The sequence below is a fragment of the Pseudomonas sp. F220 genome (assembly GCF_057813935.1).
Map to the genome: position 1 here is coordinate 25,832 of NZ_JBVASJ010000010.1, position 22,742 is coordinate 48,573.

The 22,742-nt window shown below is 58.3% G+C and carries 20 protein-coding genes; 14 read left to right on the forward strand and 6 right to left on the reverse strand.

Translation table 11 applies throughout. The features are described from left to right. Positions 1 to 3 precede the first annotated feature (3 nt). From pilW to ACZYSM_RS11635, 9 genes are all read left to right on the forward strand, one after another. Positions 4 to 762 (forward strand): type IV pilus biogenesis/stability protein PilW, encoded by a 759-nt coding sequence (gene pilW / locus ACZYSM_RS11595; protein ID WP_489071626.1) that lies wholly within the window; start codon positions 4 to 6, stop codon positions 760 to 762. Next, on the forward strand, positions 762 to 1,778 hold the full coding sequence (locus ACZYSM_RS11600; protein ID WP_489071627.1) for a RodZ domain-containing protein: 1,017 nt from the start codon (positions 762 to 764) through the stop codon (positions 1,776 to 1,778). The genes pilW and ACZYSM_RS11600 overlap by 1 nt, the downstream gene beginning before the upstream one ends. A 3-nt stretch (positions 1,779 to 1,781) precedes the next feature. Then, positions 1,782 to 2,891, forward strand: a complete 1,110-nt coding sequence (ispG, locus tag ACZYSM_RS11605) for a flavodoxin-dependent (E)-4-hydroxy-3-methylbut-2-enyl-diphosphate synthase (protein ID WP_419118416.1) — start codon at positions 1,782 to 1,784, stop codon at positions 2,889 to 2,891. A 22-nt stretch (positions 2,892 to 2,913) separates the two neighbouring features. Beyond that, complete coding sequence (gene hisS, locus ACZYSM_RS11610; RefSeq protein ID WP_489071628.1) at positions 2,914 to 4,203, forward strand: histidine--tRNA ligase; 1,290 nt, start codon at positions 2,914 to 2,916, stop codon at positions 4,201 to 4,203. Positions 4,204 to 4,243: 40 nt separating this feature from the next. Next, the gene (locus tag ACZYSM_RS11615) at positions 4,244 to 4,885 is read left to right on the forward strand and encodes a tetratricopeptide repeat protein (RefSeq protein ID WP_489071629.1); all 642 of its coding nucleotides are present in this window, start codon (positions 4,244 to 4,246) and stop codon (positions 4,883 to 4,885) included. Beyond that, the gene (bamB, locus tag ACZYSM_RS11620; RefSeq protein WP_489071630.1) at positions 4,878 to 6,029 is read left to right on the forward strand and encodes an outer membrane protein assembly factor BamB; all 1,152 of its coding nucleotides are present in this window, start codon (positions 4,878 to 4,880) and stop codon (positions 6,027 to 6,029) included. The genes ACZYSM_RS11615 and bamB overlap by 8 nt, the downstream gene beginning before the upstream one ends. Positions 6,030 to 6,261: 232 nt before the next feature. Next, positions 6,262 to 7,731, forward strand: coding sequence for a ribosome biogenesis GTPase Der (gene der / locus ACZYSM_RS11625; RefSeq protein WP_489071631.1), 1,470 nt, complete (start codon positions 6,262 to 6,264; stop codon positions 7,729 to 7,731). Positions 7,732 to 7,853: 122 nt separating this feature from the next. Continuing rightward, on the forward strand, positions 7,854 to 9,002 hold the full coding sequence (locus tag ACZYSM_RS11630; protein ID WP_489071632.1) for a pyridoxal phosphate-dependent aminotransferase: 1,149 nt from the start codon (positions 7,854 to 7,856) through the stop codon (positions 9,000 to 9,002). Then, a complete protein-coding gene (locus ACZYSM_RS11635; protein WP_489071633.1) occupies positions 8,990 to 9,781 on the forward strand; it encodes an amidohydrolase in 792 nt (263 codons plus the stop codon). The genes ACZYSM_RS11630 and ACZYSM_RS11635 overlap by 13 nt, the downstream gene beginning before the upstream one ends. A 206-nt stretch (positions 9,782 to 9,987) precedes the next feature. Here ACZYSM_RS11635 and leuA read toward each other — a convergent pair whose 3' ends face one another. The 5 genes from leuA to ACZYSM_RS11660 all read right to left on the reverse strand — a co-directional run bounded on the left by leuA (position 9,988) and on the right by ACZYSM_RS11660 (position 15,233). Next, positions 9,988 to 11,661, reverse strand: coding sequence for a 2-isopropylmalate synthase (gene leuA, locus ACZYSM_RS11640; protein WP_489071634.1), 1,674 nt, complete (start codon positions 11,659 to 11,661; stop codon positions 9,988 to 9,990). Positions 11,662 to 11,839: 178 nt separating this feature from the next. Then, a complete protein-coding gene (locus ACZYSM_RS11645; RefSeq protein ID WP_489071635.1) occupies positions 11,840 to 12,058 on the reverse strand; it encodes a hypothetical protein in 219 nt (72 codons plus the stop codon). Positions 12,059 to 12,091: 33 nt separating this feature from the next. After that, on the reverse strand, positions 12,092 to 12,913 hold the full coding sequence (locus tag ACZYSM_RS11650) for a peptidoglycan DD-metalloendopeptidase family protein (RefSeq protein WP_489071636.1): 822 nt from the start codon (positions 12,911 to 12,913) through the stop codon (positions 12,092 to 12,094). A gap of 3 nt (positions 12,914 to 12,916) precedes the next feature. Next, positions 12,917 to 14,296 (reverse strand): exodeoxyribonuclease VII large subunit, encoded by a 1,380-nt coding sequence (xseA, locus tag ACZYSM_RS11655; protein WP_489071637.1) that lies wholly within the window; start codon positions 14,294 to 14,296, stop codon positions 12,917 to 12,919. A gap of 34 nt (positions 14,297 to 14,330) precedes the next feature. Then, positions 14,331 to 15,233 (reverse strand): LysR family transcriptional regulator, encoded by a 903-nt coding sequence (locus ACZYSM_RS11660; protein WP_489071638.1) that lies wholly within the window; start codon positions 15,231 to 15,233, stop codon positions 14,331 to 14,333. Positions 15,234 to 15,334: 101 nt separating this feature from the next. Here ACZYSM_RS11660 and ACZYSM_RS11665 point away from each other — a divergent pair, with 101 nt between their 5' ends. The 4 genes from ACZYSM_RS11665 to guaA all read left to right on the forward strand — a co-directional run bounded on the left by ACZYSM_RS11665 (position 15,335) and on the right by guaA (position 20,085). Further along, positions 15,335 to 16,102: a sulfite exporter TauE/SafE family protein gene (locus ACZYSM_RS11665; protein WP_489071639.1), complete on the forward strand. Its 768-nt coding sequence runs from the start codon at positions 15,335 to 15,337 to the stop codon at positions 16,100 to 16,102. A gap of 60 nt (positions 16,103 to 16,162) precedes the next feature. Then, positions 16,163 to 16,711, forward strand: a complete 549-nt coding sequence (locus ACZYSM_RS11670) for a sugar ABC transporter ATPase (RefSeq protein WP_489071640.1) — start codon at positions 16,163 to 16,165, stop codon at positions 16,709 to 16,711. Positions 16,712 to 16,932: 221 nt separating this feature from the next. Beyond that, positions 16,933 to 18,402, forward strand: a complete 1,470-nt coding sequence (gene guaB / locus ACZYSM_RS11675; RefSeq protein ID WP_489071641.1) for an IMP dehydrogenase — start codon at positions 16,933 to 16,935, stop codon at positions 18,400 to 18,402. Between the two features lie 105 nt (positions 18,403 to 18,507). Continuing rightward, on the forward strand, positions 18,508 to 20,085 hold the full coding sequence (gene guaA, locus ACZYSM_RS11680; protein ID WP_489071642.1) for a glutamine-hydrolyzing GMP synthase: 1,578 nt from the start codon (positions 18,508 to 18,510) through the stop codon (positions 20,083 to 20,085). A gap of 161 nt (positions 20,086 to 20,246) precedes the next feature. Here guaA and treR read toward each other — a convergent pair whose 3' ends face one another. Next, the gene (gene treR / locus ACZYSM_RS11685; protein WP_489071643.1) at positions 20,247 to 20,951 is read right to left on the reverse strand and encodes a trehalose operon repressor; all 705 of its coding nucleotides are present in this window, start codon (positions 20,949 to 20,951) and stop codon (positions 20,247 to 20,249) included. 267 nt (positions 20,952 to 21,218) lie between these two features. On the opposite strand from treR, the gene treP reads away from it, so the two are divergent. Further along, on the forward strand, positions 21,219 to 22,661 hold the full coding sequence (treP, locus tag ACZYSM_RS11690) for a PTS system trehalose-specific EIIBC component (RefSeq protein WP_489071644.1): 1,443 nt from the start codon (positions 21,219 to 21,221) through the stop codon (positions 22,659 to 22,661). The last annotated feature ends 81 nt before the right edge of the window (positions 22,662 to 22,742 follow it).

Below are 22,742 nucleotides of genomic sequence, written 5' to 3' on the forward strand. Positions count from 1 at the left end.
TCTATGTCCCTGCGCGTCGCGCTGCTTCTGCTTTTCGCCAGCCTCTCGGCTGGCTGTGTTTTATCGGGTGATTTCAACCCAATGAAAACGAGCAAGGGGCGGGACGAGGCGCGTGCGGCCTATGTGCAGCTGGGTCTTGGGTATCTGCAGCAGGGGATGACTGAGCGGGCGAAAGCCCCGTTGAAGAAAGCCCTTGATCTGGATAACTCGGACCCTGATGCGAATGCGGCCCTGGGGCTGGTGTTTCAGGCCGAGATGGAGCCTGAGCTCGCTGACCAGCATTTTCGCAAGGCATTGTCCTCGCGTCCCGGCGATGCACGTATTTTGAATAACTACGGCAGTTTTCTCTTCGAAGAAAAACGTTACCAGGACGCTTACCAGCGCTTTGAACAAGCGGCTGCCGATACGCTTTATCCTGAGCGCTCGCGGGTTTTTGAGAATCTGGGCATGACCGCTTCGATGCTCGGCCAGCGCGATCTGGCCCAGCAGCAACTGGAAAAGGCTCTGCGACTGAACCGTCAACAACCCCGCGCGTTGCTGGAAATGGCTGAGTTGTCCTTCGAAGACAGGCATTATGTGCCCGCACGTGACTATTACGATCGTTTTAGCCTGCTGACCGAGCAAAATGCACGTAGTCTATTGCTCGGCGTTCGACTGGCAAAAGTGTTCGAAGATCGCGACAAGGCCGCAAGTGCAGGCCTGCAATTAAAACGACTCTATCCCGGTACGCCGGAATATCAGCAATACCTGTCGGAGCAATGATGAAAGCGGCGCATCCCGAAGTTGTAGCAGCGACTCGCGTAAACCCTGGTGAGACCTTGCGTCAGGCCCGCGAAAGCAATGGTTGGTCGCTGGCGGAAGTGGCTCTGAAGCTCAACCTCACCGTGGGTTCTTTGGGCAACCTGGAAACTGGCGCTTTCGACAAGCTGCCTGGGCACACCTTTGCCCGCGGCTATATTCGTGCCTATGCCAAATTGCTCGGCATGGACCAGACCCTGCTGGTCCAGGGGTTTGACCAATACACCGGTACCGACTCCCAAGGCAGCAGCGTGCATAGCCTGGGTCGTATCGAAGAACCTGTACGGGTTTCCCACACCATTTTGCGTATCGTCAGCCTGCTGTTGCTGATAGCGGTGATCGGCGGTGGCTTTATCTGGTGGAAGGATCAGACCTCCTTGCGCACCAAGGACCTGATCGGAATCAACCCAGAGCACGTCGAAGTCGAAGGTGCCGATGGCACCACGCAGATTCACCCGCTCGACGAGCCGGAAGATCAAGCCGTTGTTGAAGGCCAAGCCGCAGGTGGAACCAGTCTTGCTCTGCCTGAGGGCCAGCCTGCGGCTGAAACCCAAGCCAATGTGGCTGCGCCGGCTCCGACCGCTCCAGTGCCATTACCAGTAGTCGTGCCAACCGCACCTGCCGCTGCAACTCGCGCCGCCCCGGCTCCGGTTGTGGCGACGCCAGCTCCCGCCGCGTCTGCGACTGCTCCGGTAGCACCTACGGCGTCTGCTGTAGCCGCGACGGCGCCAGTCGCTGGTGCCGGTCAGGTTCGGCTGCAATTTATTGCCAATTGCTGGGCTCAAGTTACCGATGGCAATGGCAAAGTGCTCTTAAGCGGTCTCAAGCGCAAAGGGGAGACCATCGACGTCAGCGGCAAACCACCGTTTGCTGTGCGTTTGGGTTATGCCCGTGGCGCGCAGATCAGCTACAACGGCCAGGCGGTCGATATCGCTCCGTTCACCAGTGGCGAGACTGCTCGCCTGAAGTTAGGTCAATAAGTCATGCACGGCGAATCTCCAATCAAACGTCGCGAGTCCCGCAAGATCTGGGTCGGCTCGGTACCCGTGGGTGGCGATGCACCCATTGCGGTGCAGAGCATGACCAACAGCGATACCAATGATGTCGCAGCGACCGTAGCCCAAATCAATCGCCTTGAAGCCGCCGGCGTCGATATCGTGCGCATCTCTGTGCCGGACATGGACGCTGCCGAAGCCTTCGGCCGGATCAAGCAACTGGTCAAAGTTCCTTTGGTCGCCGATATCCACTTCGACTACAAGATTGCACTGCGCGTAGCCGAACTGGGTGTCGACTGCCTGCGGATCAATCCGGGCAACATCGGTCGTGAAGACCGCGTGCGTGCCGTGGTCGATGCCGCCCGTGATCGCGGGATCCCGATCCGTATCGGCGTCAACGCCGGTTCGCTGGAAAAAGACCTGCAAAAGAAATACGGCGAACCGACCCCAGCCGCGTTGGTCGAGTCTGCATTGCGCCATGTCGAGCACCTTGAACGCTTGAATTTCAAGGACTTCAAAGTCAGCGTAAAAGCTTCCGATGTGTTCATGGCCGTCGAAGCTTATCGCCTGCTGGCCAAGGAAATCATTCAACCCCTGCACTTGGGCATCACCGAAGCAGGTGGTTTGCGTTCAGGTACAGTGAAATCTGCCGTGGGCCTCGGTATGCTGCTGGCCGACGGGATTGGCGATACTATTCGCATCTCGTTGGCAGCCGACCCGGTAGAGGAAGTGAAAGTCGGCTACGACATTCTCAAATCCCTGCATCTGCGTTCCCGTGGAATCAACTTCATCGCCTGCCCAAGCTGTTCGCGGCAGAACTTCGATGTGGTTAAAACCATGAATGAGCTGGAAGTGCGTCTTGAGGATTTGCTGGTACCGCTGGATGTCGCGGTCATCGGTTGTGTGGTGAACGGCCCGGGTGAAGCCAAAGAGGCTCATATCGGGCTGACTGGTGGTACGCCCAACCTGATTTATATCGACGGCAAGCCGGCACAGAAATTGACGAATGACAATCTGGTGGATGAGCTGGAAAGGCTGATCCGGCAGAAGGCGGCCGAAAAGGTCGAAGCCGACGCGGCGCTGATCGCCCGCGGCTAATCGAACGTATTAAGGATTTTTTGTGAGCAAGTCTCTGCAAGCCATTCGTGGCATGAACGACATCCTGCCCGAGCAGACTCCCCTGTGGCGTCATTTCGAGGGCACCGTCTCGCGCCTGCTGGATAACTACGGTTACAAGCAGATTCGCATGCCGATCGTTGAATTCACCGAGCTGTTCAAACGCTCCATCGGTGAAGTGACCGACATTGTCGAAAAAGAGATGTACACCTTCGACGACCGTAACGGCGATTCCCTGACCTTGCGGCCCGAGGGCACCGCGGCCTGCGTGCGCGCAGTCCTCGAGCACGGCATCACTGGCGGTGGCCAGGTGCAGAAACTCTGGTACATCGGCCCGATGTTCCGCCACGAGCGCCCGCAGAAAGGCCGTTATCGCCAGTTCCACCAGATCGGTTGCGAAGTCTTCAACCTCGACGGTCCGGACATCGATGCCGAGCTGATCGTGCTGACCTGGCGCCTCTGGGGCGAGCTGGGCATCCGCGATGCGGTCAAGCTCGAGCTCAACAGCCTGGGCACCAGCGAGTCCCGCGGTCGTTATCGCGAGGCGCTGGTGGAATACCTTTCGGCTCGCCTGGACCAACTGGATGAAGACAGCCAGCGCCGTCTGAAAACCAACCCGTTGCGCGTGCTCGATACCAAGAACGCCGATACACAAGCCGCACTGGTAGACGCGCCGAAAATGGCCGATTACCTGGACGAAGAATCCCGTGTGCACTTCGAAGGCCTCAAGGCTCGTCTGGATGCTGCCGGTATTCCCTATGTGATCAACCCGAAGCTGGTACGCGGGCTGGATTACTACAGCAAGACCGTTTTCGAATGGGTCACCGATAAGTTGGGCGCTCAGGGCACGGTATGTGCGGGCGGGCGTTACGACGGTCTGGTCGAGCAGATGGGTGGCAAGCCGACCCCAGGCGTTGGTTTCGCCATGGGTATCGAACGTCTGGTGCTGCTGCTGGAAACGCTGGAACAGATCCCGGAAGAAATCTCCCGTCAGGTTGATGTCTACCTTTGCGCTTTCGGTGAAGCTGCCGAACTCGCTGCCCTGACCTTGAGCGAGCGGGTACGCGATCAATTGCCAAACCTGCGCCTGCAGATCAACGCAGGCGCCGGTAGCTTCAAAAGCCAGTTCAAAAAAGCCGACAAGAGCGGTGCGCTGTATGCACTGATCCTCGGTGACGACGAGATGGCCCAGCAAGTGGTAGGTTTCAAACCCCTGCGTGGCCAGGGCGAACAACAAAGCATTGCCTGGGATGCGCTTGCTGCGCACTTGGCCACCTGCGTCGTGCAGGGTTGAAGCTGTCAAACAGCCGATTTAGCGAATAAGGAGTATTGGGGTGTCGAGTACTGATGATGAACAGCTGTCTGAGTTGAAAGACTGGTGGCAGCGTAACGGCAAACCCTTGGTCACTGGCGGCTTGTTGGCGCTGGTCATCGTGTTTGGCTGGCAGGCCTGGCACAAGTATCAGAGCAACCAGTCGCAAGGCGCCTCGATGCTCTATCAGCAATTGCTGGAAACCACGCTGACCCCTGATGGCAAGCCGGATGCGGCTCGCGTTGCGGATCTGGCCAGCAAGCTCAACAGCGAGTTCGGCGGTAGTGCCTACGCACAATACGGCAGCCTGTTCGTCGCCAAAGTTGCGGTTGATACCGGCAAGCTGGACGACGCTGCGAGCGAGCTCAAAGCAGTCGCCGACAAACCGGTCAACCCAACCCTGGGTGAAGTCGCGCGTCAGCGTCTGGCTCAGGTGCTGGCAGCACAGAACAAGCCCGACGAAGCGCTGAAGCTGCTCGAAGGCGATGCTGACAAGGCATTCCTGGCCACTCGTGAAGAGCTCAAGGGTGACCTGCTGGTCCAATTGGGTCGTACCGACGAAGCCCATGCTGCGTATCAAAAGGCTAAGGCTGCGCTGTCTGATGAAGCAGCGGTCGGTGGCTTACAAATCAAGCTGGACGACCTGGCCAAAGGGGATGCGTGACGTGATCCGTTGGAAACATGCAGCATTGCTGACTCTGGCCATTCTGGCCGCGGGTTGCAGCAGCAACAGCAAAAAAGAACTGCCACCGGCTGAGCTGGTCGACTTCAAAGAAGAAGTCGTTCTGCAAAAGCAGTGGAGCCGTTCGATCGGTGATGGGCAAGGCGACACCTACAATATGTTGGTGCCGGCTATCGACGGCGACACCATCTATGCGGGCGATGTAACTGGCGTGGTAATGGCGCTGGATCGCAGCAATGGCGACGTCAAATGGAAGAAAGATCTTGAGTTGCGTGTTTCCGGCGCCGTTGGCGTTGGTTACGGTCTGGTCATGATCGGTACGCTGAAAGGCGAAGTGGTAGCGCTGGATTCCAGCACCGGTGAAGAGAAATGGCGCGCTCGCGTGACCAGTGAAGTCCTCGCACCGCCAGCCACCAACGGTGACGTGGTTGTGGTCCAGACTCAGGATGACCGTCTGATTGGCCTCGACGCTGCTACCGGTAATCAACGCTGGCTCTACGACAGTACCCCTGCGGTCCTGACCCTGCGCGGCACCAGTGCGCCGATCGTCACCAATCGCTTGGCGATAGCTGGCTTGTCGACGGGTAAAGTCGTCGCTCTTGATACTCGCAACGGCGTGCCGGTCTGGGAGCAACGGATAGCGATCCCCCAAGGTCGCTCGGAGCTTGAACGCGTAGTCGACATCGACGGTGGCCTGCTGTTGTCTGGTGGCACCCTGTATGTGGCCAGCTATCAAGGTCGCGTTGCGGCCCTGGATCTGGAAAGCGGTCGTCCGCTCTGGCAGCGGGATGCTTCCAGCTATGCAGGCGTCGCTCAAGGCTTTGGCAGCGTTTACGTGAGCCAGTCTTCGGGCACCGTTGAAAGCGTCGACGAGCGTTCCACCACTGCATTGTGGAGCAACGACTCGCTGGCTCGCCGTGAACTGTCGGCACCGGAAGTGTTCTCCAGCTACGTTGCAGTGGGTGACATGGAAGGCTACCTGCACCTGTTGAGCCAGGTGGATGGCCGTTTTGTCGGTCGTAAACGTATCGACAGCGACGGCCTGCGTGCTCGTCCGTTGGTGGTGGGTGACACGATTTATGTGTTTGGCAACAGTGGCAAGCTGGAAGCCCTGACCATCAAGTAATGCTTTGACTATGCTTGGGGTGAACCCCCAAGCCGTATTGCCTCAATTGTAGGAGCGAGCTTGCTCGCGATGAACGTTAACGATGACGCGTGCTTGCTGGATGAACGCGGCGCCTTTCGGTTTATCGCGAGCAATCGAACGTCGACCGGCTGCTCCTACAGGGCTACCCGAGCACCAGCCGCTGCCTAGCAGCGGCTTTTGTATTTTCTGAAATAACGAAGTGGAGAGCCGCATGGTTCCCGTAATCGCCCTGGTGGGCCGACCGAACGTCGGCAAGTCCACCTTGTTCAACCGCCTGACCAGGACCCGTGACGCCATTGTCGGCGATCTGTCCGGTCTGACCCGTGATCGCCAATACGGTGAGGCAAAGTGGCAAGGGCGTTCCTACATTCTTGTCGACACTGGTGGTATTTCCGGTGACGAGCATGGCATGGACGAAAAAATGGCCGAGCAGTCGCTGCTGGCCATTGAAGAAGCCGATGTCGTTCTGTTCCTGGTAGACGCCCGTGCAGGTTTCACTGCTGCCGACCAAATGATTGGCGAGCACCTGCGCAAACGTAATAAGCGCTCCTACGTGGTTGCCAACAAGGTCGACAACATCGACCCTGAGCTGGCCCGCGCCGAGTTCAGCCCGTTGGGCATGGGCGATGCGATCCCGATCGCTGGTGCTCACGGTCGCGGCATCACTCAGATGCTGGAAATCTGCCTGCGCGATTTCCCGAAAGATGAGGAAGAGCCGGAAGAGGGCGAAGAAGAAATCGTCGCCGAAGGTCAGGAAGCCAAGCGCATTCCAGGTCCGAGCGAAAAAGACGGTATCAAGATCGCCATCATCGGTCGTCCGAACGTTGGCAAGTCGACCCTGGTCAACCGTATGCTCGGTGAAGACCGGGTTATCGTGTATGACGAACCCGGCACTACGCGCGACAGCATTTATATTCCCTTCGAGCGTAACGACGAGAAGTACACGCTGATCGACACCGCAGGTGTGCGCAAACGCGGCAAGATCCACGAGGAAGTTGAAAAGTTCTCGGTGGTGAAAACCCTGCAGGCGATCAAAGACGCTAACGTGGTGGTCTTCGTCATGGACGCCCGCGAAGGCGTGGTCGATCACGACCTCAACCTGCTGGGCTTCGTCCTGGAAGCCGGTCGTGCTTTGGTTATCGCACTGAACAAGTGGGATGGCATGGATCCGAGCGAACGCGAGTACGTGAAGGTCGAACTGCAGCGTCGTTTGTTCTTCGTCGACTTCGCCGACATCCACTTCATCTCGGCCTTGCACGGCACGGGTGTGGGTAACCTCTACCAGTCGGTGCAGAACTCGTTCAAGTCTGCCGTGACTCGCTGGCCGACCAACCGCCTGACCCAGATTCTTGAGGATGCGGTCGGTGAGCATGCGCCGCCGATGGTCAACAACCGCCGGATCAAACTGCGTTATGCCCACTTGGGTGGTGCCAACCCGCCGATCATCGTGATCCACGGTAACCAGGTCGAGAAGGTTCCGAAGTCTTACGTCCGTTACCTGGAAAACACTTATCGCCGCGTCTTGAAACTGGTCGGTACCCCGATTCGGATCGAGTTCAAAGGTGGTGAGAACCCGTACGAAGGTAACAAGAACACGCTTACCGACCGTCAGGTCAACAAGAAGCGCCGTATGATGACTCACCACAAGAAAGCCGAGAAGAAGCGTAGAGATAAACGCTGATTCGCGATTTTTCGGTGGAAAGAAGAGGGCGCCAATGGCGCCCTTTTTCATGCTTGCCGTTTGGGCTATCCTCGGGTTCTCCCGTGCCGCCGTAGAGCCGGGTGTTCAGCAGGGAATCACCCATGATCACCAGTAAGCTGCCGAATGTCGGCACCACCATCTTCACTCGTATGTCACAGCTCGCGGTAGAAACCGGCGCGCTCAATCTGTCCCAGGGTTTTCCCGACTTTGACGGCCCGCAGGCCCTGCGTGATGCTGTTGGCCGGCATATCGCCAGCGGCCACAACCAATACTCGCCGATGACGGGTCTGCCAGCGCTGCGCCAGCAAGTCGCGGCGAAGATCGCCCGCAGCTATGGCTGCACGGTGGACGCTGACAGTGAAGTGACCATCACTCCTGGCGCGACTCAGGCGATTTTCTGTGCCATTCAAGCGGTGATCCGCAGTGGCGACGAAGTCATCGTTTTCGACCCGTGCTACGACAGCTATGAACCGTCGGTGGAACTGGCCGGCGGTCGCTGTGTGCATGTTCAGCTCGGTCTGAATGACTTCGCCATCGATTGGCAGAAGTTCAGCGAAGCGCTGAGCCCGCGTACGCGGATGATCATCCTCAATTCTCCGCACAACCCAAGCGGCGCGCTGATTACTCGCGCCGAGCTGGATCAACTGGCGACGTTGATCCGCGATCGTGACATCTACCTGATCAGCGACGAGGTCTATGAGCACCTGGTGTTCGATGGTGTTCCTCACGTCAGCGTGCTGGCCCATGAAGAACTGTATCAACGGGCCTTCGTGGTCAGTTCGTTTGGCAAGACTTACCACGTCACAGGCTGGAAAACCGGCTACGTGGTTGCGCCGCCAGCGTTGACTGCTGAGTTGCGCAAGGTTCACCAGTACGTCAGTTTCTGCGGCGTTACGCCGCTGCAATATGCCTTGGCCGACTACATGGCCGATCACCCTGAGCATGTTGAAGAACTGCCGGATTTCTATCAGGCCAAGCGTGATCTGTTCTGCGACTTGCTGACACCTTCGCGGTTCAGTTTCACTCGGGTCGCCGGGACTTATTTTCAGTTGGTGGACTATTCGCAGATCCGCCCTGACCTCAATGACGTCGACATGGCGCTATGGATGACGCGTGAGCACGGCGTGGCAACGATTCCGGTCTCGGTGTTCTACCAGAATCCACCGCAAGAGCAGCGTCTGGTACGACTGTGTTTTGCCAAGCGCGAGGAGACGCTGCGCCAAGCTGCGGAAAAATTATGCGTGATCTGAGTGCTTTACCGAATCTGAACGTCGCGTTGATTCAGACGACGCTGGCCTGGCATGACCGTCAAGCCAACCTTGAGCATTTCGAGCAACTGCTCGAACAAGCTCAAGGCGCGGACCTGATCATCCTGCCTGAGATGTTCACCACCGGTTTCTCCATGGAGTCCGAAACCCTGGCCGAGGTGGAAAATGGCCCCACCAGCAAGTGGCTGCGTAGCCAGGCGAAAAAAATGGATGCGGTGATCACCGGCAGTGTGATCATCCAGGCCGCCGATGGCAGCCATCGCAATCGCCTGTTGTGGGCACGACCCGACGGTGAAGTCTGGCATTACGACAAGCGTCATTTGTTTCGCATGGCCGGTGAACATAACCACTACACGCCGGGTGAGCGTCAGGTGCAGTTCGAGCTCAAAGGTTGGCGGGTTCGTCCGTTGATTTGCTACGACCTGCGTTTTCCGGTGTGGAGCCGCGATGCTCAGGACACCGATTTACTGCTCTATACCGCCAACTGGCCTGGCGCACGACGTCAGCACTGGAACCGCCTGCTACCGGCGCGTGCCATCGAAAACCTCTGCTATGTGGCTGCGGTGAATCGGGTTGGCACCGATGGCAAGGGCTTTGCCTATACCGGCGACAGCCAGGTGCTGGATTTCCAGGGCGAAACCCTGCTGAGCGCCGGTGAGGCGGATGGGGTGTTTCAGGTCTGCCTGAACGCTGCCGAGCTGGCGGCCTACCGGACGCGGTTCCCGGCTAATCTGGATGCCGATACCTTCGAGCTCACCTGAGATCTTTGCTGCCTGGCCGGCCGCTATCACGAGCAGGCTCGCTCCCACAGTGGTTAGGCGTGAATACAGATTTTGTGTACACCGGTAATACATTGTGGGAGCGAGCCTGCTCGCGATGAGGTCATGACAGGCAACACAAAAACTCGCAGACAAACAAAAAGGCCCCGAGGTGTTAACCCCGGGGCCTTTTGTATTTCAGCTGCTGGTTACGCCGCTTCTTGGGCTTGTGTCTGGCTTAGGGAGCGGTTCAGCGCACTGAACAGCGCCTTGAAGCTGGCGGTGGTGATGTTTTCATCGATACCTACGCCGTGTACCGCACGTTCGCCGTTCACGCGCAGTTCAATGTAGGCCGCAGCCTTGGCATTGGTGCCCGCGCCGATGGCGTGTTCGTTGTAGTCCATGATCTCCACGGCGATCGGCAGACCGGCCACCAGGGCTTCCAGGGCGCCATTGCCCTTGCCGCGCCAGTGCTGGGTTTCGCCGTCGCAGTGAACCTCGACGTCGACCGCGCTGTGGCCGTTCTCTTCCTGCAAGCGATGGCTGACCAACGCGTAAGGCAGATTGGCCTGCAAGTACTCGGTGTGGAGCAAGGCGTGGATCTGCTGGGCAGTCATTTCCAGGCCCAGGCGGTCGGTTTCACGCTGTACCACCTGGCTGAACTCGATCTGCATGCGACGCGGCAAGTTGATGCCGTATTCCTGTTCCAGCAGGTAAGCGATACCGCCTTTGCCCGACTGGCTGTTGACGCGGATCACCGCCTCGTAGCTGCGACCGATGTCGGCCGGGTCGATCGGCAAGTACGGCACTTCCCACAAGGCGTCTGGTTTCTGTTGAGCGAAGCCTTTGCGGATGGCGTCCTGGTGCGAGCCGGAGAACGCGGTGTGAACCAGGTCGCCGACGTACGGGTGACGTGGGTGTACCGGAATCTGGTTGCACTCTTCAACGACCTTGCGCACGCCGTCGATATCGGAGAAGTCCAGCTCAGGGTCGACGCCCTGGGTGTAAAGGTTCAACGCCACGGTCACCAGGTCGACGTTACCGGTGCGCTCACCGTTGCCGAACAGGCAACCTTCAACACGATCGGCACCGGCCATCAGACCCAATTCAGTAGCGGCGACGCCAGTGCCACGGTCGTTGTGGGTGTGCAGGCTGATCAACACGCTGTCACGACGATTGATGTGACGGCCGAACCACTCGATCTGGTCGGCATAGATGTTCGGCGTCGCGCATTCGACGGTGGCCGGGAGGTTGAGGATCATCTTGTGCTCAGGCGTCGGGTTCCAGACCTCGATCACCGCGTCACAGACTTCCTTGGCGAATTCCATTTCAGTGGCGCTGAAGGTCTCAGGCGAGTATTCGAATGTCCATTCGGTATTCGGCTGCTGGGCTGCGAATTTGACGAACAGCTTGGCGGCGTCCACGGCAATCGCCTTGACCCCGGCCTTGTCCTGATTGAAAACAATCTTGCGGAAGGATGGGCTGGTGGCGTTGTACAAGTGAACGATGGCTTTTTTCGCACCTCGCAGGGATTCGAAGGTGCGTTCGATCAAGTCTTCACGGCCCTGGGTCAGCACCTGAATGGTGGTGTCGTCCGGGATATGGTTACCTTCGATCAGGGTACGGACGAAGTCGAAATCGGTTTGCGAAGCGGCAGGGAAGGAGGCTTCGATTTCCTTCACGCCAACGGCGACCAGGGTTTTCCAGAAACGCAGTTTCTTGACCGCGTCCATCGGCTCGATCAGCGACTGATTGCCGTCGCGCAAGTCCGAGCTGCACCAGATCGGCGCGGCAGTGATGGTTTTCGACGGCCAGGTACGGTCTGGCAAATTGATGGTCGGAAACGCGCGGTACTTCGACGACGGGTCTTTGAGCATGGTCATCAGGAAATCCTTATGGTGTTGGCCGAAAAGAGGCGGCCTGCCGTTGAATCAAATTTTATAGGGGTGAAGCAGGGGACGAGGCACCGCGATTCACCCTGGCAGTCGTGCACTGACGAGGCAGAGGCTGCGGTGTTGGCGACGCTGAATGAGGGTGTGAGAGGTTTTCATGCCTTCAACCCTAACCATTGGGATGAAGGATGGCAAGCAGGTGAAAAAAATTGAGATAAATACTCGAAAAGGTCAGCTTATCGAGATTTGATTCTTTGATTGTTGGTTTAAAGCAGAATTTATTGCGCATACCTTTGAGTCTTCGCAATCCCTTGTAGGGGCGAGGCTTGCCCGCGATCGCCGTGACGCGGTGCATCAGATACACCGAGTGTTCGTTCATCGCGGGCAAGCCTCGCTCCTACAGAATTGATCGTTTCCACGCTCAGGGCTGGAAGGCGCCGATAAAGATCGCCGGATCAACGCGGGCGTCATTCAAACTCACGTTCCAGTGCATATGCGGTCCGGTCGCGCGGCCGGTGGAGCCGACTTTGCCGACCACATCACTGCGGGCCAGTTGCTGGCCTACCTTCACGTCGATTTTCGACATATGGCAGAACATGCTGATAAATCCCTGGCCGTGGTCAACGAACACCGTATTTCCATTAAAGAAGTAGTTGCCGATCAGGATTACTTTGCCGGCGGCCGGGGTTTTGATCGGTGTGCCAGCAGGCACGGCAAAGTCCAGCCCAGCGTGAGGGTTGCGCTCTTCGCCGTTGAAGAACCGGCGCACACCAAACTTGCTGGAAAGCGGGCCGTTGACCGGTTTGTCCAGCAGCAGGTTGCTCGGTGTGTTTGGACTGAAGCTGCGGTAGGCGCGAATCTGTTCGGCCAATTCGCCATCGATGCGTTTCAGGTCGGCCGGGTTCGGGTTGACCTGCCGTTGGTTTTTCAGGGTGATGCGCTGTTCCGGGTATTGCTTGTTGCCGACGGTGAAACTCAGGTTGCGGCCGCCGGCACTGATCTGCTGGGTGCCCGGTTTGACCGTCAATGGCACGCCAACAATCGCCAGCCAGTTGCTCTGTTCCTTGACCACCAGCACCGGTTTGCCCTGATAGCTGGCCTTGGGTGCTTGAGCCGAAGAGCCGAGATCGACCACCGCAACGCCGCCGGGGACCGGTTTGTTCAGCAAACGGGTGATGTAGCTGTCGGCGTGGGCGTTGAAGGCCAGGCAAAGCAACAGCAGGGAGCTAAGAAAACGGGGCATGGATTAATCCAGTAAAGAAAGGGTGACAGGCGTCAGATGGTTGTCTTCGACGCGCACCTGTAATTCGCCTTCGCCGAGTTTGGCCTTCAGGCGCTGGCCGGTGTGGGTTTGTCCGGCGCTGCGAATGGCCTGGCCGCGTTCGTCCAGCAGAATGCTGTAACCACGGCCGAGGGTCGCCAGCGGGCTGACCACATGTAGCGTTTGCATCTGGCTTTGCAGTTGCAGGCGACGGGCCTTCAAACCTTCGCGCATTGCACGTGGCAAGCGTTCGGCGAGGCTGTCGAGGCGTTGACGCAGCATGGCCAACTGCCGACCAGGATGCTGCCCGGCGAGTCGGGTCTCCAGGCGGATCAACCGCTCACGACGGGTATTGAGGCTGCGCTCGAAAGCGCGGCGCATCCGCATGTCCAGATCATCCAGGCGTTGCGCTTGCTGGCGCAGACGTTCCCCTGGATGACGCAAGCGACGAGCCATGCCTTCCAGACGCAGGCGGTCACGCATCAGGCGGTCGCGAATGCGCATCACCAAACGACGGTGCAGGCTTTCGATCCGGCGTTGCAGATCGCTGGAGTCCGGCGCCAGCAATTCGGCGGCTGCGGAGGGCGTCGGTGCACGGACGTCGGCCACGAAGTCGCTGATCGACACATCGGTTTCATGGCCGACCGCGCTGACGATCGGTGTCACGCAAGCATCCACCGCACGGGCGACGGCTTCTTCGTTGAAACACCAGAGATCTTCCAGCGAGCCACCGCCGCGCGCCAGGATCAGCGCATCGAAGCCGCGCGCGTCAGCCAGCTTCAGGGCGCGGACGATCTGCGCGGTGGCTTCACGGCCCTGTACGGCAGTCGGGATCAGGGTCAGTTGGACTTGGGGGGCTCGGCGGCGGAATACGCTGATGATGTCGCGTATCACCGCGCCGGTCGGCGAGCTGATGATACCGATGCGCTGCGGATGCGCAGGCAGCGGCACTTTGCGTTCGGCGCTGAACAGACCTTCGGCGCTGAGTTTTTCCTTCAGCGCGTCGAAGGCCAGACGCAGGGCGCCGTCACCGGCAGGCTCTACGGTGTCGAGAATCAGTTGGTAGTCGCCACGGCCTTCGAACAACGACACCTTGCCGCGCACTTTCACTGCAAGGCCGTCCTTCAACGCCTGACGAACCCGCGCGGCATTCTGCCGGAACAGTGCGCAACGCACTTGGGCGCCGCTGTCCTTGAGGGTGAAGTACACATGGCCGGAGGCTGGGCGGGCGAGGTTGGAGATTTCGCCTTCGACCCAAATGTTGCTGAACACATCTTCCAGCAACACCCGTGCACGGCCGTTGAGCTGGCTGACGGTCAGGACTTCGCGGTCGAGGCCGAGTCTTGCAAAGGGATCTTTAATCATGGGGCGCAGTTTAAAGGCATTCGGCCGACAATCTCTACGAATCTAAGGCGTTGCTGAAGTGCTGGACGAATTGTTTTACCAACGGCGTCGGATTCTGTCGATAGGCGAGGGCGACGGTGCTTTGGCAATCCGGGTCGGCCAGGGGCAGGAAGTGAATATTCGCCGGTGCGATGTCTTGCATCGACTCAGGTAGCAGGGCAATACCGAAACCGGCCTGGATCAATTGCAGCTGCGTGGTTTTGCGCGACACCACGCGGGCGGCCTTGGGAAAAAAGCCCTGGCGCATGCACAGTTCAGCGGATAAATAGCTGAGCCCGCCACGTTGCGGATGGGGGATGGAGATAAAATCCTGATCCTTGAGTTGAGACAGATCGATGCCGTGCTCAGGTGTATTCATCGCCAAAGGATGGTCGGGTGGTACGGCGAGCAACAGGCGCTCGCTATAGAGCGGTGCAATCTGCACCCCTTCTCGCTGGCGTAATACCGGCAGACGCAACAGACCGATGTCCAACCGACCCTCCGCCAGTTCTTCGAGTTGCGCGTCGGACGAGAGTTTGACGATGTCCATGGACACGCCGGGGCAGTGTTCCAGATAGCTGCTGATACCTTGCAGCAGGCGGCCGCTCATCGGCACCGTGCTGGAGTGGCTCAGACGCAAGGTGCCGAGTTGACCATTGCCTATCTGGGTCGCTATTTCACTGGCCTTGTTCAGTTCGCTTAAAAGGTTTCTGGCTCGCTGATAGAAAGCCTCACCCGCAGCCGTCAGGCGTGGATGGCGAGCGGTACGTTCGAACAACGGGGTTTGCAGCTGGACTTCCAGTTCCTTGATTTGTCGACTCAAGGCCGATTGAGCAATGAACAAACGCTCGGCAGCGGCACTGAAGCTGCCACATTCGGCGATTTCGACGAAATAACGCAGTTGACGGGTTGAAATCACGAGTCATGCCTTTTCGAGATGGGTTGATGGCTTTTAAGATATTAGTCGCAAGGCTCGTCACTGACTAAAGTCATTCTGAAAGGATCAAGGAAGTCATACCGATGAGTGTTGTCGCACTGTTAAACCAATGGCCGTTCGGCGCGGTGGATTGGCTGGTGATCGAGCTGGGCATAGCCCTGGCCTATATCGTGTTCGGCATCGCTGGCTTTGGCACGGCGCTGGTGGCGGGGCCGATTTTGATTCTGTTCATGCCGCTGTCGAAGATCGTGCCGCTGCTGGTGCTGCTGGATTTCCTCGCGGCATTCGGCAATTTGCTGCCATCGCGGCGGGATGTGGTTAAACCGGAGTTATTGAGGCTGCTGCCGTGTATGGCGGTGGGCTGCACGTTGGGGGTGATTTTTCTGCTCAACCTCAAATCCGATGTGCTGTTGTTATTAATGGGGCTGTTTATCAGCGCTTATGCGATCTACAGCCTGGCGGTGAAGGTTCGGCCCACTCAGTTAGCGGCGGGTTGGGCGATTCCGATGGGTACGGTGGGCGGGTTGTTCGGTGCGTTGTTTGGAAGCGGCGGCTTTTTATATGCAATCTATTTGAACAGCCGGTTGCCGAAAGATGCGGCCCGGGCAACCCAGAGCGCGCTGATCAGTTGCAGCACGGTGGTGCGTTTGAGTCTGTTTACGCTCGCGGGCGTGTATGCCGAGCTACCCTTATTGTTACTGTCCCTGTGTTTACTGCCAGCAATGGCACTGGGACTGTGGGTCGGCCGCCGATTGACCATGAAGCTGTCCCGAGAAGCCTTTGTGCGGCTGGTAACCTGGCTGGTACTGGCCAGTGGTATTGCCTTGATCACCCGTTATCTGAGTACTTGACCTGTGAAGCTGGGTGCTTAAGCTGCCGGGCTTCTTTAAAGCGTCGCAGTAGGCAGCAACATGAACTCCCAAAGCATCATCGTCCCGAAAATTTCCACACTGCCGGTGCACGAACCCCGGGCGCGGGCGGTTGTGCGTTGGTTGGTGCGCAAGAACATCATTGAAGAAGAACTGACCACCTGCGGTCGTACGGGCAATCGCATGGCCCATGCCATTGCGCCAGGGGCTCGCAGCGTGGTGCTGCACCCTGAGGCGTTGCCTTTCGGTGAATCGGTGAATGGTCTGGAGATCATCACCAAACGCTGTATCTATACGCCAGCCAAGGGCTTTCTCCAGGAAGCGGGCTGCGCTGAATGCCGTAAAGAAGTAGGCGAAACCCTGTTTGACAGCCTGGAAGACTGGATGCCTGGGCGCACCGACAACTTCATCTGCCCGGAATGCGGCCATGAAGATGACATCAACGGCTTTCTGTTTTTGCAGGAGTGCGGCTTTTCCAACCTCGGTTTTATTTTTAATAACTGGCTCGAGGCGGGATTCAAACAGAGCTTTATCGACGAATTCGCCGACTGGCTCGATCAGCCGGTGAGTTGGGTCAAGGTCGAACTTTAAATAATCCCGATTACCGCGTTATCGTTCATCGCGAGCAAGCTTCGTTCCTACAGGATCGACTGTGTTCTTGTAGGAGCGAGCTTGCTCGCGATGCAGACGCTGCGGTCTATCAAATTACCCTCCCATCACCTCGCCAATAATAGGCAGAGTTTTACATTGAGCCCAAGGGGGTGTCTGAGTATAATGGCGCGCTTCCATTTTCCCGCTCGGGAGCCCCCGCGATGCTGCGTATCAGCCAAGAAGCTCTGACATTCGACGACATTCTCCTAGTGCCCGGTTATTCCGAGGTGCTTCCTAACGAAGTCAGTCTCAAGACCCGCCTAACCCGTGGCATCGAGCTGAATATTCCTCTGGTTTCCGCTGCCATGGACACCGTCACTGAAGCCCGTTTGGCAATTGCCATGGCTCAGGAAGGCGGCATCGGCATTATCCACAAGAACATGACCATCGAGCAGCAAGCTGCCGAAGTGCGTAAGGTCAAGCGTTATGAGGCTGGCGTGGTCAAGGACCCGATCACCATCGAGGCTGACGCCACGGTTCGTGAACTGTTCGAATTGACCCGCATGCACAATATCTCCGGCGTTCCGGTACTGCACGATGGCGACCTGGTCGGCATCGTCACCTCCCGCGATGTGCGTTTCGAAAATCGGCTGGATGCCACCGTCCGTGAAGTGATGACGCCTAAAGAGCGCCTGGTCACGGTCAAGGAAGGCGCCGACAAGAACGACGTCCGCGAGCTGTTGCACAAACACCGCATCGAACGTGTGTTGATCGTCGACGACAAGTTCGCCCTCAAAGGCATGATGACCGTCAACGACATCGAGAAAGCCAAGGCTTACCCGCTGGCCAGCAAGGATGATCAAGGTCGTCTGCGCGTTGGTGCTGCCGTCGGTACCGGTAAAGACACTGGCGATCGTGTTGCAGCACTGGTTGCTGCCGGCGTTGACGTTGTTGTAGTCGACACCGCCCACGGCCACTCCAAAGGCGTGATCGACCGCGTTCGCTGGGTCAAAGAGAACTTCCCGCAAGTGCAGGTCATCGGCGGCAACATCGCCACCGGCGCTGCGGCAAAAGCCCTGGCTGACGCCGGCGCTGACGCAGTCAAGGTCGGTATCGGTCCTGGCTCGATTTGCACCACGCGCATCGTTGCCGGTGTTGGTGTGCCGCAAATCAGCGCCATCGCCAACGTCGCCGCGGCCCTTGAAGGCACTGGCGTTCCATTGATCGCCGACGGCGGCATCCGTTTCTCCGGTGACCTGTCCAAGGCCATCGTAGCCGGTGCTTCCTGCGTGATGATGGGCTCGATGTTCGCCGGTACTGAAGAAGCACCAGGCGAGATCGAACTGTTCCAGGGTCGTTCGTACAAGGCTTACCGTGGCATGGGTTCGCTGGGCGCTATGTCCCAGGCTCAAGGTTCCTCCGACCGCTACTTCCAGGACTCCTCCGCGGGTGCCGAGAAGCTGGTGCCGGAAGGTATCGAAGGTCGTGTTCCGTACAAGGGCAGCCTGAGCGCCATCATCCACCAGTTGATGGGCGGCTTGCGCTCTTCGATGGGTTACACCGGCAGTGCCGACATCGAAGAAATGCGCACCAAGCCTGAATTCGTGCGCATCACTGGCGCCGGTATGGCTGAATCTCACGTCCACGACGTGCAGATCACCAAAGAAGCTCCAAACTATCGCGTAGGTTGATAGTGATCACCTTCAGGTTCAGGCCTGAAGGTGATTGATGAATCAAGTAACCGGGGCTGTTTTCTTCAGCCCCGCGTCGTTTTTGAATTTAGACGAGAATGAGTCATGGCCCTCGACATTCACGCTCACCGCATCCTGATCCTCGACTTCGGTTCCCAGTACACCCAGCTGATCGCCCGCCGCGTGCGTGAAATCGGTGTCTACTGCGAACTGCATCCGTTTGACATGGACGACGAAGCGATTCGCGAATTCGCACCGCGCGGGATCATCCTCGCCGGCGGCCCCGAGTCCGTGCACGAAGCCAACAGCCCACGCGCTCCGCAAGCAGTCTGGGACCTGGGCGTACCGGTCTTCGGTATCTGCTACGGCATGCAGACCATGGCTGAACAGCTGGGCGGTCGCGTCCAGGGTTCCGAACTGCGTGAATTCGGTTACGCCCGTGTCGACGTCGTCGGCAAGAGCCGCGTACTCGATGGCATCGAAGACCATGTCGATGCCGACGGCGTCTTCGGTCTTGATGTGTGGATGAGCCACGGCGACAAAGTCACCGAAATCCCGAAAGGCTTCCACATTCTGGCCAGCACCCCGAGCTGCCCGATTGCCGGCATGGCTGACGACACCCGTGGCTACTACGGCGTGCAGTTCCACCCGGAAGTGACCCACACCAAGCAGGGCGGTCGCATCCTTTCGCGCTTTATCCTCGACATCTGCGGCTGCGAAGCCCTGTGGACCCCGTCGCACATCGCTGAAGACGCCATCGCGCAAGTCCGCGCCCAGGTGGGTACCGACAACGTACTGCTCGGCCTGTCCGGCGGTGTTGACTCTTCGGTAGTGGCTGCGCTGCTGCACAAGGCTATCGGCGACCAACTGACTTGCGTCTTCGTCGACAACGGTCTGCTGCGTCTGCATGAAGGCGAGCAAGTGATGGCCATGTTCGCCGAGAACATGGGCGTCAAAGTGATTCGCGCCAACGCTGCCGACCAGTTCCTCGATAACCTGGCGGGCGAGTCGGACCCTGAGAAGAAGCGCAAGATCATCGGCCGCACCTTCATCGATGTGTTCGATGCCGAATCCTGCAAGCTCGACAACATCAAGTACCTGGCCCAGGGCACTATTTACCCGGATGTGATCGAGTCGGCTGGCGCCAAAAGCGGCAAGGCTCACGTGATCAAGTCCCACCACAACGTGGGTGGCCTGCCGGAAGAAATGAACCTCAAGCTGGTTGAACCCCTGCGCGAGCTGTTCAAAGACGAAGTCCGTCGTCTGGGCCTGGAACTCGGCCTGCCGTACGACATGGTCTACCGTCACCCGTTCCCGGGCCCAGGTCTGGGCGTGCGGATCCTCGGTGAAGTGAAGAAGGAATACGCCGACCTGCTGCGTCGCGCAGACCATATCTTCATCGAAGAGCTGCGCAAAGCCGATTGGTACCACAAAGTCAGCCAGGCTTTCGTGGTGTTCCAGCCGGTGAAATCGGTAGGCGTGGTCGGTGATGCCCGTCGCTACGCATGGGTTGTTGCCCTGCGTGCAGTGGAAACCGTTGACTTCATGACCGCCCGTTGGGCACACCTGCCTTACGAGCTGCTGGAAACCGTCAGCGGCCGGATCATCAATGAAATCGAAGGTATCTCCCGCGTCACCTACGACGTGTCGAGCAAGCCGCCAGCGACCATTGAGTGGGAGTGATCCTGCGCAAGCCTTGATGGCTTGACCGCCGGTAGCACCAAGAGAGGCCGTGTGAACGTGAGTTCACACGGCCTTTTGCGTTTCGGATAAAAGCCTTCCCGCACAGACCCGGCTGGACGGCATTTTTCTGGTCTGTGATGCGAAAGCGCTCTTTCCTTGAGTCAGCGCCGCGCCACATCGGAGAAATAGAACTTGTCCAGCGTATGCCGCGACTCGGTGTACTCGAACTGGCGGCCGTCCTGCAGAAAGGTCTGGTTGCTGACCACGATCACATGACTCTGGCCTTCAAGGTCCAGGTGTTGCTGGTCATCCTTGCTTCGCGGTACGGCTTCGATGGTCCGCTGCGCATAGCTGATCTGCAGTTGCAGGGTCTGCTCGATAAAGGCGTAGATCGAGTGTTCGGCGATTTCGCGATCCAGTCCCGGAATCAGCTCTGCGACGAAATGGTTGATGTCGAGAATCACCCGCTTGCCGTCGATCCGCCGCACGCGCTTGATGCGGGTGATCAGGCTGCCTTCTTGCGCCTGGATGTGTTCGAGTAGGGCGCCTTCGAGGGGGAACTGACTGAATTCGACCACTTCGGTGCTGACGTCATTGCCCAACCGCGGGTAGGTTTCCTGAAAACTGACGATCCCGCCTAATTGGAATTCGATCGGGTTGGGCGACAAGACAAAGGTGCCTTTGCCATGGATTTTCTGGGCGAAGCCGCGCTCCTGAAGTTGCTCGATGGCTTTGCGCACGGTGCCGCGACTGGCCTGGTAGCTGTCCATCAATTCGGTTTCGGAAGGCAACCGGGCGCCACGTTCCAGGCGCTCGGTGGTGATGCTGGCAAGCAGATCGGTGTAGATCTGGTTGTATTTACTCATGGGGATGGCTCTGTGCCGCTGCGCTCAAGGTCTGGAACCTTAAGGGCAGAGGTGGGGTTTGTCCATTTAGCGCTGAAATACATTCCTGTAGCAGCCTGGCGGCAGATGCTGCGGGGGACGGTTTTTGCCGGGAATCGCGCCATTGGTCAGGTTCAGGATAAACAAATTGTAACTCGTCTGTACGAGTTGTTGCTTTAACTCGTACAGACGAGTACTTTTCGCTTCGGCGTGCTGCCAATAACAAAAAACTTAAGCGGAAGAAAAAGCATGAGCCACGACTATCCGAATATCGCCAGCGAGATTATTCAAAACCTCGGTGGTGCAGACAACCTCGAGCAAGCGGCCCATTGCGTCACCCGACTGCGACTGGCGCTCAGAGACCCAAGCCTGGTCAACAGCGCGAAGCTGAACCAGATCGATCTGGTCAAAGGGACGTTCTTTACCGGCGGCCTGTTCCAAATCGTCATCGGCCCCGGTGAAGTGGAGAAGGTTTACGCCGCGTTGCGCCAACAGACAGGCCTGGCCGCGGCGACCATTGCCGACGTGAAAAAGAAAGGTGCTGACAAAACCAACGCCATGCAGCGCTTGGTACGGGTGTTTTCCGATGTGTTCATGCCCATCCTGCCAGCGCTGATCATTGCCGGCCTGCTGATGGGCATTAACAACCTGATCGGCGCCAAGGGCATGTTCATTGCCGACAAGACACTGCTGGAGGCCTACCCGACGCTCGACGGGGTGTGGAGCCTGATCAATTTGATGGCCAACACCTCGTTCGTGTTCCTTCCAGCGCTGGTGGGCTGGTCGGCGGCCAAGCGTTTTGGCGGCAGCGAAATCCTCGGCATTGTCCTCGGCCTGATGCTGGTTCACCCTGATTTGCTCAACGCCTGGAACTACGGCAAAGCGGTCGCTGGCCTCGATGGCCAGAGCCTGCCGTACTTCGACATCCTCGGTTTGTTCCAGATCGAAAAAGTCGGTTATCAGGGACAAATCCTGCCGATCCTGCTGGCGGCCTGGGTCATGAGCACCCTCGAAAAATGGCTGCGAGCGCGTGTGCCGAACGCTATTCAGCTGCTGGTCGTGCCGATCACCACCATTGTGGTCACAGGTGTGTTGGCGTTGGCAGTGATTGGGCCGGTGACGCGGCATTTGGGGATTCTCATCACCGAAGGCGTGGTCACGCTGTTCGACCTGGCGCCGATGGTTGGCGGGGCAATTTTCGGTTTGCTCTACGCGCCGCTGGTCATCACCGGCATGCACCACATGTTCCTCGCCGTGGACCTGCAGCTGATCTCGACTCAGGGCGGCACTTTCATCTGGCCGATGATCGTCATGTCCAACCTCGCTCAAGGCAGTGCGGCGCTGGCGGTGTTCACCATGAGTCGCAATGCCCGGGACCGCAGCATGGCCTCGACCTCGGCGATTTCCGCCTACTTCGGTATCACCGAGCCGGCGATGTTCGGGGTCAACCTGCGCTACAAATTTCCGTTCTACGCCGCCCTGATCGGTTCGGCGCTGGGTTGCATCTTCCTTTCCCTGAACAAGGTCCAGGCCTCGGCGATTGGCGTGGGCGGGCTACCGGGTTTCATCTCGATTATTCCGCAATTCATCCCGATGTTTGTGATCGGCATGGTGATCGCGATGGTGGTGCCGTTCGTGCTGACTTGTGGGTTGAGCATGAAGATTGTTCGGCCGGGGTATCGAGTTGCCTGACAGATCGCATTCGCGAGCAGGCTCGCTCCCACAGTTGATCGCATTCCAATGTAGGAGCGAGCCTGCTCGCGAAGAGGCCCT